Annotated in this window: 16 protein-coding genes; 9 read left to right on the top strand and 7 right to left on the bottom strand. The window is 48.4% G+C overall.

All coding sequences use genetic code 11. From position 1 onward, the window contains the following. Positions 1–294: hypothetical protein (locus SGI98_11610; GenBank protein ID MDZ4744049.1), on the top strand; the 294-nt coding region annotated here is incomplete at its 5' end. Positions 295–317: 23 nt separating this feature from the next. Here SGI98_11610 and SGI98_11605 read toward each other — a convergent pair. Continuing rightward, positions 318–1,550, bottom strand: a complete 1,233-nt coding sequence (locus tag SGI98_11605) for a DNA polymerase (GenBank protein MDZ4744048.1) — start codon at positions 1,548–1,550, stop codon at positions 318–320. A 185-nt stretch (positions 1,551–1,735) separates the two neighbouring features. On the opposite strand from SGI98_11605, the gene SGI98_11600 reads away from it, so the two are divergent. Next, a complete protein-coding gene (locus SGI98_11600; protein ID MDZ4744047.1) occupies positions 1,736–2,245 on the top strand; it encodes a glutathione peroxidase in 510 nt (169 codons plus the stop codon). Positions 2,246–2,247: 2 nt separating this feature from the next. Here the strand turns inward: SGI98_11600 and SGI98_11595 are convergent, their stop codons facing one another. Beyond that, positions 2,248–3,084 (bottom strand): aminotransferase class IV, encoded by an 837-nt coding sequence (locus SGI98_11595; GenBank protein ID MDZ4744046.1) that lies wholly within the window; start codon positions 3,082–3,084, stop codon positions 2,248–2,250. Then, positions 3,081–4,346, bottom strand: coding sequence for an anthranilate synthase component I family protein (locus SGI98_11590; GenBank protein MDZ4744045.1), 1,266 nt, complete (start codon positions 4,344–4,346; stop codon positions 3,081–3,083). Before SGI98_11590 ends, SGI98_11595 begins: the two co-directional genes overlap by 4 nt. A 50-nt stretch (positions 4,347–4,396) precedes the next feature. Between SGI98_11590 and rnr the strand changes: the two genes are divergently transcribed. The 7 genes from rnr (at position 4,397) to SGI98_11555 (ending at position 10,359) form a co-directional block, all read left to right on the top strand. Further along, complete coding sequence (gene rnr / locus SGI98_11585; protein ID MDZ4744044.1) at positions 4,397–6,610, top strand: ribonuclease R; 2,214 nt, start codon at positions 4,397–4,399, stop codon at positions 6,608–6,610. A gap of 65 nt (positions 6,611–6,675) precedes the next feature. After that, complete coding sequence (locus tag SGI98_11580; protein MDZ4744043.1) at positions 6,676–7,569, top strand: L,D-transpeptidase family protein; 894 nt, start codon at positions 6,676–6,678, stop codon at positions 7,567–7,569. Between the two features lie 4 nt (positions 7,570–7,573). Next, positions 7,574–8,335: a L,D-transpeptidase family protein gene (locus tag SGI98_11575; GenBank protein MDZ4744042.1), complete on the top strand. Its 762-nt coding sequence runs from the start codon at positions 7,574–7,576 to the stop codon at positions 8,333–8,335. 97 nt (positions 8,336–8,432) lie between these two features. Further along, positions 8,433–9,119 carry a hypothetical protein gene (locus tag SGI98_11570; protein ID MDZ4744041.1) on the top strand — a complete coding sequence of 229 codons (687 nt, stop codon included), beginning with the start codon at positions 8,433–8,435 and terminating at the stop codon, positions 9,117–9,119. 11 nt (positions 9,120–9,130) lie between these two features. Beyond that, positions 9,131–9,676: a hypoxanthine phosphoribosyltransferase gene (gene hpt / locus SGI98_11565; GenBank protein ID MDZ4744040.1), complete on the top strand. Its 546-nt coding sequence runs from the start codon at positions 9,131–9,133 to the stop codon at positions 9,674–9,676. A gap of 29 nt (positions 9,677–9,705) precedes the next feature. Then, a complete protein-coding gene (locus SGI98_11560; GenBank protein MDZ4744039.1) occupies positions 9,706–9,951 on the top strand; it encodes a MoaD/ThiS family protein in 246 nt (81 codons plus the stop codon). A gap of 9 nt (positions 9,952–9,960) precedes the next feature. After that, positions 9,961–10,359, top strand: a complete 399-nt coding sequence (locus SGI98_11555; protein MDZ4744038.1) for a molybdenum cofactor biosynthesis protein MoaE — start codon at positions 9,961–9,963, stop codon at positions 10,357–10,359. On the opposite strand, the gene SGI98_11550 is transcribed toward SGI98_11555, so the two are convergent. The 4 genes from SGI98_11550 to SGI98_11535 form a co-directional block, all read right to left on the bottom strand. Then, the gene (locus SGI98_11550; GenBank protein ID MDZ4744037.1) at positions 10,356–10,547 is read right to left on the bottom strand and encodes a hypothetical protein; all 192 of its coding nucleotides are present in this window, start codon (positions 10,545–10,547) and stop codon (positions 10,356–10,358) included. The two genes, SGI98_11555 and SGI98_11550, sit on opposite strands and share 4 nt — an antisense overlap. Positions 10,548–10,641: 94 nt before the next feature. Further along, positions 10,642–11,676 (bottom strand): phosphate acyltransferase, encoded by a 1,035-nt coding sequence (locus tag SGI98_11545; protein ID MDZ4744036.1) that lies wholly within the window; start codon positions 11,674–11,676, stop codon positions 10,642–10,644. A 62-nt stretch (positions 11,677–11,738) separates the two neighbouring features. Continuing rightward, positions 11,739–12,068, bottom strand: coding sequence for a rhodanese-like domain-containing protein (locus tag SGI98_11540; protein MDZ4744035.1), 330 nt, complete (start codon positions 12,066–12,068; stop codon positions 11,739–11,741). A gap of 78 nt (positions 12,069–12,146) precedes the next feature. Further along, the gene (locus SGI98_11535) at positions 12,147–12,653 is read right to left on the bottom strand and encodes a type II secretion system protein (protein MDZ4744034.1); all 507 of its coding nucleotides are present in this window, start codon (positions 12,651–12,653) and stop codon (positions 12,147–12,149) included. Between the last annotated feature and the right edge of the window lie 9 nt (positions 12,654–12,662).

The following is a 12,662-nucleotide window of genomic DNA, read 5'->3' as shown; positions in this document are numbered from 1 at the left end:
GAGGCCGGTTTCCGCGTCGAAGTATTGGCCGGGGAAACGGAGGTTACAGACTACGGACGAGGTGAAACTCGTCCCTCCAGTGGAAGCAATTTGCGCCGCCCTGAGTTCATCATCCTCAATTACATCGGAGGCAAGCAGGGCCGCTTGCGCTACACGATTAACGTGCGGGGTTCTGAGAGCGTCATTTCAGAGTTCAAAGAACAATTTCTTCATTCAAAGAATAACTATTCACCCCGCCCTTTTCAACAAAGTTTTTCCGAGGAGTTTTCCGTTCACTGTCCTTACTCCTTATAGATTATAACTTAATCAATGATCTCCTACATTTTCTCTTCCTTACCCAGATCGGGGATGGAACGGAAGGCGATGCGCATGGGGGCGCTGTCGAGGGCGGTGTGGGCTCCTGCGAAATAGACTTTGTGTTTGCCCAAGGAGATATTGAGCTGATCGACGGCGCGGGAGAGCTTGAGCAATTTGCCTTCCTGCTCGAAAACTGGGAGTGTCTCATGGTCTTCACTGGTCAGCTCATAAAATGAAACCCCCACGGTGTACGGGGCTAGGTCTTCCGGTCGTTTTTCCCAAGCCTGCTTGAATGCCGAGATAAATGTCGGGGTGTCTGCGCACGGCGCAAACCTCACATCTTGCGACCAGAGCGATTTCTGACGTCCCTCCAAGCTTTTGACCCAGACGACCATACGCGTCGTAAAATACTTTTTATCCCGTAACCGGGCCGCCGCCTTAAAAAGCAGCCTTTCCAATACGGCCCGGGCCCCGCCCTCATGCCGCATGGCCGGTTCCAGCACATGGGAATGACCAATCGTGCGGTTCTGGGTGGGTTCCGCGGGGACGACTTCACCCCGGATCTGATAATACCAGCGTTCACCCACGACCCCGCCCCAGATACGGCGCAGCTCATGGCGTTCGAGCGCATACATTTGTTCCACAGTAAAAATGCCCGCGCGATGGAAACGTTTCTCCATATTCGATCCGATGCCTTTAAAATCACGCAGACCCAGGCCGAACATCCTTTGCGGTAACTCTTCTTTCCGGATAATGACCAGTCCGTCGGGCTTTTCCATGTCACTGGCGAGCTTCGAGAGCATCCGGTTCGATGCGATGCCGATGGAACAACTCAAAGTCTCCCCGGCATTTTCCCGGATGGAGTTTTTTATGGCGCGGGCAAGTTCAATCGCTTTTTCGATCTGGGTATGACTCCCACTCAAATCACAGACCATTTCATCAATGGAGAGGACCTCCGCCACGGGGAGAATCCGGTTCACCGCCTCGACGATGGCTTGATGGTATTGGACATATTTGTGGGGGCGGGACTCAAGCAGGATGATGCCGGGGCAAAGCCTTTTGGCATCACGAACCATCGTCCCGGTTTTGACCCCGTATTTTTTCGCTTGGATACTCGCGGCGATACAACACGTCGTATCCACCATGGAAGGAACCACTCCCACGGGTTTCCCGCGCAATTCAGGCCGCAAATCCTGCTCCACCGAGGCGAAGTAGGAATTCAGGTCAATAAATAGGGCACGGAGTTCTGACATCTTGGATAATAAATTGCACCCTCCGGCCAAAAGATTCAAGCCGTCCTTCTTTGATCTTTCAGCCCGCCCTTGAGGGGATCATTATGGGGGAGAAGGAGGAGTGAGGCATTTGACAAATCAGTATTTCACGCGTTTATTGCCCTCCCGTGATCAAAACCCTTCAAACCCTCTTAATTGCCCTCATTATGTCCACCACCCTCTCCCAAGCAGAATCCATCTACGACCTCACCGTCGCCTCCCTCGACGGTAAACCCGTCAAACTCTCTGAGTACAAAGGTAAAGTCCTTTTAATCGTGAATGTCGCCAGCAAATGCGGACTGACCCCACAATATAAAGGTTTGGAAACCCTCTACCAGAATAACAAGGATAAAGGATTTGTCATCCTAGGATTCCCTTGTAATCAATTTGCGGGGCAAGAACCCGGTACAGCCACCGAAATCCAGTCCTTCTGCGAGAAAAACTACGGAGTGACATTTCCCCTTTTTGAAAAACTCGACGTGAATGGCGCCAACCGAGCCCCGCTCTACAATATCCTAGCCGGGCCGAGCTCCCCTTTCCCCGGGGATATTAAATGGAACTTCGGCAAATTCTTGATCGGCACAGACGGCACAATCATCGCCCGTTTTGAGCCCACCGTGACACCTGACTCCCCCGAGATCACTGCCGCAATCGACAAGGCACTGGCTGGAAAGTAGTTTCACCCCCCCCCTCCACTTCCCGCGACACGATCCCTGTAATCTTGAAATATTTTACTGGAGATGACCGTCTGGAATTTTTTGACCCGGGGTCCGGAAACGAAGGACTCCGCCCAACGGATTTCGGAGACGCTGCTGGTAAAAAAGAGCTCATCAGCCGAGAGGACATCTTTCACCGTGAGATTCTTTTCGAGGACAGGGATTTTTAGGCGGCGCGCAATTTGCATCACCACCCCGCGCGTGACTCCGGAGCGGATGGATACCGCCGACGGCGTGAGCAATTTGCCTTTAGAAACCAGGAAAAGGTTTGCAGCGGTGCCGGAGAGTATTCCGCCTCTGGGATTACAAAGGATCATTTCGTCGAGCCTAGCTTTTTCGGCCTCTTGTTTCGCCATGAGATTTACGAGGTAATTCAAGCTTTTGACCGCAGCTATTTTATTCACGGCGAGGACGAGTGAACTGAGCCCGACCTTTAATCCCTTTGTCTGCCGGGCAAATGGCGCGGGCTGGGCCCAGAGAATGACTTTCGGATCTTGGCAATTTATTGTCCCCAGCCCTAAGGTAGATTCTCCCCGTGTCACGATTACCCGGGCGAACCCGTCCCGGATCTTCGAGCTTTTAATCACGCGCAGCAAATTGCCCCCGATCAGTTTTGGGGTATGGGGGATCTTGATTCCGAGTGTCTTTAAACCAGCAACCAAAAGCTCTAGATGGGCCTCCAAACCGAAGGGTGCACCCTGATAAATCCTCAGGGTTTCAAAAACCCCATCCCCGTACAGGAAACCACGGTCAGCGGGAGAGATCAGGTCTTTTTTACGCGGGGAATATTCCAAAATCATAGGATGTGTTCCTTTTGCCTGTCCGGGACACCTGATCCAAGCGTCCTCTCGCAGGCAATCATCATGCCTTTGGCCTTATGGAGGGTTTCCTCATATTCACGTTCAGGGTCGGAGTCGATCGTAATACCCGCACCCACTCCAAAATGAAGCATCCCTTTTTCATAAACCAAAGACCGGATCGCTATATTAAAAGCGGATTCACCATTAAAACCGAAATAGCCGATCGCTCCCGTGTAAAGGCCACGCGGAGTAGATTCAAGTTCGCGAATAATCTCCATCGCCCTTTTTTTCGGTGCGCCGGTAATGGAGCCGCCTGGAAAAATAAATTGCAAAGCGCGTGGCTGGGAAACGGTTTGAGTAGCGATGCCCTCGACCGTGGAAACTAGGTGGAAAACCTGGGCAAATTTCTCAAGCTTCACCAGATCGGTGACTTTCACGCTGCCGTGTTCGCAAAATTGCCCGAGGTCATTACGTTCGAGATCGGTAATCATGATGAGTTCCGCTAAGTCTTTCTCACTGCGGATCAGCTCGAAAGCGGACTGTTCATCACGGATCGCATCTGCGAAACGGGGACGTGTTCCTTTAATCGGGCGTGTGAGGCAATGCCGTCCGGACATCTTCAGAAAAAGCTCGGGTGAAGAGGAAAGGATCTGGCGGCTCCCCTGATCGAGAAACCCGGAGAATGATGCCGGGCTGATTTCGCGCAAATTCTGATAGAGTTCACGCAAATTGCTCCCGTCCCAAGGTCGGCTGAATCGCTGGCAGAGATTCACCTGATAAATATCCCCGGCGCGGATATATTCATGAATCCTCCTGACTCCAGCCTCGTATTCACACGGGGAGAAACTAGAGGTCCATTTGCCGTCTGGGACGGGATCATGCTGGGTGTTTTGCGATCCCCGGGGCCTGAGAACCGGTTCTGGGCCGACAAACCAATTCTTCTCCAAGTGATGGTCGGTGATCACAGCCCAGGGATAAACGCCAAAAGTAAAACCCCCTTCGTAATCAATAGAACCAATCAGAGCACCCACCGGGAATGGCAGGTCTCGTTCGCCCTCCCGTGCAAATTGCGCAAGGGCGACTTCGATTTTTGAAATATCGGAAATATCCCCTTCCATCCGGTCCACAGGGGAAGCACTGACCAGCGAGTAACGGCCCCATAACGATTCACGTAAGGAACTGTCTAAAAAGCAAAATCCTTCACTCCGAGCAAATTGCTCGCGCCACTGAAAAGCTTCTGTCGCTGAAATTTCACGGATCATTGAATAAAAGTGTTAGCAATTTATCCTTCGTCCTGCAATAATGGATCAACATGGATCTCCATAAACGACTCCTCGACATTTTCCTTTCACCGAAATTCCAGCCCCTCGACAAAAACCAGATAGCACATAAGCTGGGGATTACAGTCGACCAAAAAGGCCAGTTGCGCAAATCGCTCCAAGAGCTGGAGGACTCAGGCCAGATTGTTCTCCTGAAAAAGGGGCGTTATTGCCTGCCCTCAAATGCGGATCTCGTGGCTGGGACGATCCTGATGAATGAAAAAGGCTTCGCTTATGTCGTGGCTGATGCGGAGCCTGGGACCAAAAAACAACAGGATATCTATATCGCCCCGGCAGACACGGCTACAGCCATGCACAAGGATAAAGTCCTCATCCGCATAAACCGCACCTCCAGCCCTCAGTACCGAAAAGGCAAAATCGTCATGCCTAAGCCCGGTGAGGAGCGCAAGCCAGAGGGGCGCGTGATTAAAATACTCGAACGTGTCCGCACCCAGATCGTCGGGACCCTCCAGAAATCGAAGAACTTTTTCTATGTCGTCCCTGATGATCCCCGCATCGCCATCGACGTCTATGTCCCCCAGCCAAAGTCCGGCAATATCGGGGACAAGGTCGTCGTGAAGCTGGCCGAATGGGAACACCGCCACATCAATCCCGAAGGTGAGATCACAGAGATCCTCGGGTCAGCCGACGATCCCCGCATTGATATCCTGGCGATTATCCGCAAGCACGATCTGCCGACAGAATTTCCTGAATCAGTGCTCGAGGAAGCTGCGCAATTTGATCCAGTGGTGCCGGAATCCATCTCGCGTTCACGCCGCGACTTGCGCCATGAATTCATCATTACGATCGATCCCGATGATGCAAAGGATTATGACGACGCCGTCCAGGTGGAACGTCTCAAAAATGGTGATTGGCTACTCGGGGTGCATATCGCTGATGTATCTCATTATGTCCGGATGGGGGGGGAATTAGACAAGGAAGCCCAGAAACGCGGGAATAGCGTGTATTTGGCAGACCGCGTCATCCCGATGTTACCCGAACGGTTGAGCAACGGCCTGTGCTCACTCAAGGAAGGGGTGGACCGCCTCGTTAAAAGTGCCTTCATCACCTTTTCAAAAGCTGGGCATATTAAAAATTATGAATTCGACGAATCCGTCATTTGTTCATCAAAGCGCCTGACATACAAACAAGCTTTTGCCCTGCTGGATGGAGCCAGTGAACTCCCTGAAAATCCCTTCCAATATAAAATGGACAAGGACACCATCAGCCAGCCTAAACGCCCCGTCACCCTCGATGAAATCAAGGACAAGCTCAAAGATATGTGGGCACTGGCGTCCATCCTGCGCAAATTACGTTTTTCACAAGGGAGTCTGGATTTGGAATTCCCCGAGGTCAAAGTCTGGGTGAACGAAGACGGGGTCCCGGTAAAAATCGAAAAGGTCGAAAACGACATTTCGCATCAACTCATTGAAGAATTCATGCTTGCGGCCAACGAGGTAACGGCCTTGGAGTTCAAGAACCGTAATTTACCCTGTGTTTACCGGATCCATGAAAAACCGGACGCCGAAAAACTCGCCGATTTCCGGGAGACGGCCATTGCCAGCGGTTACAAGGTCGGTGACCTCAGCGTCAAAGGGGAAGTGCAGAAATTCCTCCAATCAATTAAAGGCACGCCGGAAGAATACGGAATGAAGCTTGGATTCCTCAAATCTCTGAAACGTGCTTGTTACGCGACCAAGGCTCTCGGGCATTATGGACTAGCCAAAGTCAATTACACCCATTTTACCTCACCCATCCGCCGTTATTCCGACCTGATCGTTCACCGGGTCTGTGAAAGTATCGTGAGGGGCAAACCGGCCCCTTATACTGCTGCAACAATCGGGCCGGTAGCCCTACACATCTCGGCGACTGAACGTGTAGCAGCTGAAGCTGAGATGGAATCTGTTAAGCTGAAAAAATTGCAATTTTTCCTGATGCAGGCGGAATCTTCTAAAAAACAATCCTTTGACGCCATGATCACGGAAATCCGCAATTATGGCTTCTTTGTGGAGCTGCCCGAGTTTATCCTCAGTGGTTTGATCCATCTTTCCGATTTGGATGATGATTTTTATATACTTGATGAGGCCCGGAACCTCCTACGGGGTAAGTCAACCAAAAAGATATATAAGGTTGGCCAAAAAATCAAGGTGGTTGTATCTAAGGTAGACCTATTTAAACAACAAATTGATTTTAAAGCTGTGTCTTGACTTGATAATTTGATAAAAACTGCTATCTTAACGTGCTCTAAACACACCTTTGAGCGACTTATCTTATGAAAAAAAATAAATATCTACCTGTAGCTGGAGCGATTTTTGCACTGATTTTTCTAGTGCAAACCACAGGTATCTATGCTCAAAGCACTAAACAGAGAACTGTTCAAGGCCCTGTTACTTATACGGATATTAAGACCAAAGAACGCCAATTAGAAGAGGCAAAGAAGGCCGGGAAAACAAAGATGGTAAAAGTTTATAAACCCGCACACCAGCCGACTTGGACTTGGACACCGGAAGTTCTAACAGCAGGACCGGTAAAGGTGGAGATCTTTATTGCCGAGCAAAGAATGTTCGTCTGGAGGGGTGGAGAAATCATCGCAGAAACAGAAGTCAGCACGGGGAAACAAGGTCATGACACGCCAGCGGGATACTACAAAATCGTCAACAAAAAAGTCGATCATAAATCAAATCTTTATGGATGTGTTGTAAACTCGGAGACTGGTGCTGTGGTAAATCATGATGCAACTCCCTCCAGTGCTGTTCCCTCAGGGTGCTACTATCGGCCAGCCTCCATGCCCCATTTCCAACGTTTGACATTTACAGGCATTGGATTCCATGCTGGATACCTTCCTGGACGCGCCGATTCCCATGGATGTGTGAGATTACCTGATGTGATGGCTGCAAATATCTACAGTGTTACAGGTATCGGCACTCCGGTAACGATTTATCCTTATATGGGGGCTGTCATGCCAAAAACCGCAAAAAATGACTTCACCAAACAATCAATTTCAAAAGAAAAAGTGACAACGATAGCTTCATCCACCGTTAATAAAACAACGGCACCTACCACGCCCGCTCCCATCGCAAATATGCCTCAAGCCGCAGCACCGGCCCCCCAAACATCTGTTGTTAAAGCACCAGTTGAAAGTTTTATCCCTGCTAAGACACCCTAAATCCATGAGAACGGCCCTATTTGCTTTTGCTGGCCTCTTGCTCATATCGACAGGTGCCTCCGGGCAAGCTGTTAAAGCCACCCCGCTCATTCCAGGTGACCAAGTAGCAGTATCAATCGCTGATACTTGGAACTCCGTGACCGGGAAATTATGGCTTTTGGACAAACAGAATAATGGGGAATGGAAAGTCTCAAATGGCCCGTGGCGTGTTATTTACGGTAAAAACGGATTAGCTTGGGGAATCGGAATCAATCCCCCACAAAAAGGAATCCAAAAAGTCGAGCGCGACAAACGCGCACCAGCTGGCATTTTTAAAATAGGCACTGTTTACAGTAACCAAGCTAAACCGCTCAAGGGTGCTGAAAACTGGCCTTTCTATCAAGTGACCACCTCCGATGCTTGGATCGATAATCCTAAGCTGCCAAATTATAACCATATCATCCGCATTAATCCCGCAAATCCACCAGCATGGTTCAAAGATCAGAGGATGAAACCGGAAGACCCCACTTATACTTGGCGTATTTTGATTGAGCACAATTATCCCGATGCCAAGCCCGGCATGGGGAGTGCTATTTTCTTCCATTTTCAACGCGGGGAAAATATTCCCAGTGCAGGGTGCACAGTCATGCCTGTGAATAATATCGAGACCTTGCTCCGCTGGCTCGATCCCGTAGGTAAACCAGTTCTGGTGCAACTCCCCCAAGAAGAATATATAAGGCTCTCGAAGAGCTGGGGATTGCCTGATCCAAAACTCTTAGGGCTTTAGAGTTTTCTGCCTGAAAAGACCGGGGAATATCGGCTTACGCACGAGAGCAAGAAAAAAGCTTGGCGAACCCGTTTCTCCCCCATAGACTGTCATCCTGATGAAACACGTATCATTGTTTTTCTCTCTCCTATTTCTGGTCTCCACACTTTATGGAAATGTCCCAGAGGTCAAAGATTCGCAAATAGCGGGTGCCGTACAGGATTCACCTGTAGCCGATTTGGAAGCGGCCATCAAGCTACACAATGAAGGAGTCAAAGGAGATAAGAAATCCGTCTTACAAGCAGAGGCTGACTTCGAAAAAATGCATGCCCAATATCCTGATAATATGTTGGTGATGGTATATTTGGGCAGTATTTATACATTACGCAGCCGGGATATAGGGTTCGGCCCGAAAGCATTGGACTACCTCAAAAAAGGAGGGAAGACCATGGATGCCGCCGTCGACAAAGTGCCTGAAGATGTCCATGTCCGGTTAGTACGTGCCATTAATTATTGGAACCTGCCATTCTTTTGCGGGAAAAAGTCGGAGTCCGAAAGTGATTTTCTCAAGCTTGCGGAATTAATCGAGAAGGCTCCTGATCATTTTGACCGTGAAATGAGGCAATACATTTATTATTATGCCGGCCTGATCTATAAAGACAAAAATGATTTACAGAAGGCGGTCAAACTCTGGGGTCAAGCGATTCCCCTCCAACCGGCTTCATCAGTCGCACTTTTGATGAAGCGTGAGATGCAGAATGTCCGCGAAGATATTGGAGCCACCCCTGTCTCCAGTAAACGTTAATCGGTTGCCCTATGCTTGAGGATATTGACCAGATTCTTTTTTCCGAAAAAGATATCCTTAAAGCCGTTGTCATCATGGGAGAGCAAATCGAAAAAGTCTATAAGGGTCGGCCACTAACCGTGATCAGCATCCTCAATGGCAGTATGATGTTTTTTACTGACTTAGTCCGCCAAATCCACATGCCATTGAGGGTTGAATGCCTTTACGCCCAGAGTTATCAGGGCAATACGGAGTCTTCCGGGGTCATCAATATCCTCACAAATCATGATTTCAGTGTCCAGGATTTGGATGTGCTCATTATTGATGATATTCTCGATACGGGTTTAACTCTTTCACGTGTCAGGGAGGAACTCGCGATGCGTGGAGCCAGGGAAATCAAAACGGCCGTGATGCTCACAAAAAATGTCGAAAGGGTCCGGTATGTGGAACCAGATTTCTCCGGTTTTGAAATAGCCGATAAATTTGTGGTGGGTTATGGTCTTGATTATAAAGGTTATTACCGCAACCTCCCATTCATCGCCACACTGAAAGAATCAGCGATCCGCAAATACGCTTGAAACCAAAACAATAGGTTATTTTTCCGACCATGACAGTCACCATTCACTTTTGGGCCCATCTCAAAGACATTACCAAAGCCGAGTCCATTTCAAGAAACCTAGAAGTGAACAGCTCTATCTCGGACTTACTCACTTTGGTTTACGAGCAATATCCAAAACTCACAGAATGGGACAAATCAATCCTGATTGCCAACGGGACGGAATATGCACAACGTGGCGACCTGCTTCAGGATGGAGACATTATTTCACTCATGCCGCCGGTGCAAGGCGGCTAAATTTCACCTATGTCGCATTTGACCCTACCACAGAATTGCACTTTGATTATTTCCCGTGAACCCATCACGTCGGCCCAGCCTTTTTATGATTCTTCATCAGGGGCGATTATTGAATTCCAAGGTGTCGTGCGTTCAAAAGAAGGTGAAAAACAAATCAAAGGAATCGATTATGAATGTTTTGAGGAGATGGCTCGTGTGCAATTTTCCCGTCTTTTCTTTGATGCGCTCAAATGTTGGCCTATCAATACAATCCACCTGCAACACAGGATAGGACTCGTCAAAACCGGCGAACCCTCCCTCTACCTCCGTATTAGTGCAGGACACCGTGCAGAAGCATTCGCCGCCTGCCAATGGATCATTGATGAAATGAAAAAAACGGTCCCCATCTGGAAAAGGCCGCTGGACTAACCGGCAAGAGGCATATCTTTTTTAATCTCTATAATTTTGTTTTTTACGAAAGTAATTTCCTGGTCAGTAGCCTGCTTGCGGGAATACCGCCTCTCCAAGGCATCAAGCAAATCCTCCCAATCATGCAGCTCTGGCTCGCGCTCATAATCCCAATTATCAGAGCCCTTTTCCATAAATTGAAATTTCATTTCCCCGGACCATCTCGATACACGGACCTCGTAAACACTTTTATCAGTACGCCTCGTGCGCCAATTAATTTCCTGTCTCATGGTCTGTTTTGGTCTAGTAGAGATCTTCGTAAAGCTTATGATATTCGACGGCACGCAAGCCGACAAGCGCGGCTAACCCAAGGACATCTTCCCATGTGGATCCACGGCTAATATCAGCAGCCGGACGATCTAATCCTAGAATCATATGCCCATAAGCATTTGCACCGGAAACGGACTTCAAGAGTTTCGAGGCTATATTCCCCGCATTTAGATCAGGGAAAATCAGAACATTGGCTTGCCCGGCAACCGTGCTATCTGGTGCTTTTTCCTGGCCCGCTTCCCAATCAATAGCTGTATCGACCTGCAATTCACCATCGACTTCGATTTTGAAGGCAATTGCCTCGGCTTTTTGTTTACACAGGGCGGCGGCGGCGGCCATCTTTTCAGTCATTTTATGTTTCGCACTTCCCTTGGTGCTGAAGGCCAAATAAGCCACACGTGGAACCAAACCGGACATTTGACGGGCGAGATTTGCCGTTTCAAGCCCGATATCTGCCAACTCATCGACTGTAGGCTCTGGAATAATACCACAATCAGCAAGATAAAGCACCCCGTGGTCGCCGATTTGTTTATTCTGTGTTTCGAAAATCATACAACTCGAAAGAGTTTTCATATGGGGCAATGGCTTAATCAGTGCCATCAGCGGACGCAATAGAGCCCCCGTGGTAATGGTATTTCCACCGACAAAACCATCCGCGTTAGAATATTGCACCATCATCGCAGCAAAATAATTAGGATTAATGATCAGTTTTTCTACTTCCTCGTCATTCATTGATTGATAACGGGCGATTTTTTTCATCCTTTCCGTAAAAGCCGGAAGTTCAGTAGAAGTCGTAGGGTCTATTAATCGGACGTGATTTAAGGTCAATCCATTTTCCTCGGCATGCTGTCGGATCAAGTCCCGATTCCCCAAGAGAATGGGCGCACCTAACTTCATACGGGCAAACTCTTCAGCCGCTTTCATCACCACTGGGTCATCGCCTTCAGGAAATACAATCCGTTTCGGATGGCGCTTCAGCAAATCAAATATTTTCTCGATAAAGGTCATGATTTTTAAGAGGCGTATCTTGCCAATGGCTGATATAAAAGGAAAGAACTCATTTTTCAGTGTTAATATCGAGGCACTTTAGAGTCTATTTGAATCGACCAAGCGTCGATCCCGCCCTCCACATTCGTCAAGTCCTTAAAACCTTGTTTGGACAACCAAAGACAAGCTTGCATAGAGCGCCCCCCATGATGACAATGGATCACTATCTTTTCATCAGGCCCTAATTCATTGAGCGCACGTTTGGCAAATTGACTCAAGGCGATGAGTTCTGATCCTGGAATACGGGCGATGGCATATTCATCTTCTTCGCGGACATCAATCAATCGGATGGAGGATTTTTGATCGAGAATTTCCTTTAAATCTTTAACATTAATGACATTTACGGCAGACATAATACTCCATAGCCTTATATTCAGCCGAATAAATTGCAAGGATTAAAAGGTTTTAACGTCCTATTAAAAATAAAAGAATTATTCATTGGCCAGAACGTAGATATAACCCGATCCATTGTTCCTCTGGATAAATACCCCAGTTGTGATATCCCCGTTATCAAATTTCCTGTCAATTTCCACTAATGTTTGCCGCCCAGTGTTTGATGTTTGGGGAGGGCTATGCACAGTTATGCCTGTGACTCTAGCACCTGCCATCCCAAAGGTCTGACTATTATCCCAATCCCAAGTACCACCAATAGGAGTATTCTCCGTCCACTTTACCCGTGTCAAATACGGCCTCATACCATCAAGGTTATTCCACGAGGCCGGAAATCCGTCAGGAGGATACCCTCCATAATCTGCGGTATACATATCAAAGGCATCACCAATAACACGTAAATTATTGATAAACCGGTTTTCGTTACTTACTTCCCTCGCCCGTGCGAAGTTTGGAATGGCTATTGCCATTAATAATGCGATGATCGCGACGACCATCATAATCTCGACAAGGGTAAAACCCCCATCGATCTCTCTTTGAGTTTTCATTGTTTTGTA

The sequence above is a fragment of the Verrucomicrobiota bacterium genome, assembly GCA_034440155.1.
In the GTDB taxonomy this organism is placed as follows: Bacteria; Verrucomicrobiota; Verrucomicrobiia; order JAWXBN01; family JAWXBN01; genus JAWXBN01.
This window is presented reverse-complemented; position numbering and strand designations above follow the sequence as displayed.

Coding starts and splice junctions, on each gene's coding strand:
- SGI98_11575 (MDZ4744042.1), top strand. CDS start 7,574: ATGAGAACGGCCCTATTTGCTTTTGCTGGCCTCTTGCTCATATCGACA.
- SGI98_11595 (MDZ4744046.1), bottom strand. CDS start 3,084: ATGATTTTGGAATATTCCCCGCGTAAAAAAGACCTGATCTCTCCCGCT.
- SGI98_11570 (MDZ4744041.1), top strand. CDS start 8,433: ATGAAACACGTATCATTGTTTTTCTCTCTCCTATTTCTGGTCTCCACA.
- SGI98_11535 (MDZ4744034.1), bottom strand. CDS start 12,653: ATGAAAACTCAAAGAGAGATCGATGGGGGTTTTACCCTTGTCGAGATT.
- SGI98_11590 (MDZ4744045.1), bottom strand. CDS start 4,346: ATGATCCGTGAAATTTCAGCGACAGAAGCTTTTCAGTGGCGCGAGCAA.
- SGI98_11605 (MDZ4744048.1), bottom strand. CDS start 1,550: ATGTCAGAACTCCGTGCCCTATTTATTGACCTGAATTCCTACTTCGCC.
- SGI98_11550 (MDZ4744037.1), bottom strand. CDS start 10,547: ATGAAATTTCAATTTATGGAAAAGGGCTCTGATAATTGGGATTATGAG.
- SGI98_11580 (MDZ4744043.1), top strand. CDS start 6,676: ATGAAAAAAAATAAATATCTACCTGTAGCTGGAGCGATTTTTGCACTG.
- SGI98_11545 (MDZ4744036.1), bottom strand. CDS start 11,676: ATGACCTTTATCGAGAAAATATTTGATTTGCTGAAGCGCCATCCGAAA.
- SGI98_11560 (MDZ4744039.1), top strand. CDS start 9,706: ATGACAGTCACCATTCACTTTTGGGCCCATCTCAAAGACATTACCAAA.
- hpt (MDZ4744040.1), top strand. CDS start 9,131: ATGCTTGAGGATATTGACCAGATTCTTTTTTCCGAAAAAGATATCCTT.
- SGI98_11540 (MDZ4744035.1), bottom strand. CDS start 12,068: ATGTCTGCCGTAAATGTCATTAATGTTAAAGATTTAAAGGAAATTCTC.
- SGI98_11555 (MDZ4744038.1), top strand. CDS start 9,961: ATGTCGCATTTGACCCTACCACAGAATTGCACTTTGATTATTTCCCGT.
- SGI98_11600 (MDZ4744047.1), top strand. CDS start 1,736: ATGTCCACCACCCTCTCCCAAGCAGAATCCATCTACGACCTCACCGTC.
- rnr (MDZ4744044.1), top strand. CDS start 4,397: ATGGATCTCCATAAACGACTCCTCGACATTTTCCTTTCACCGAAATTC.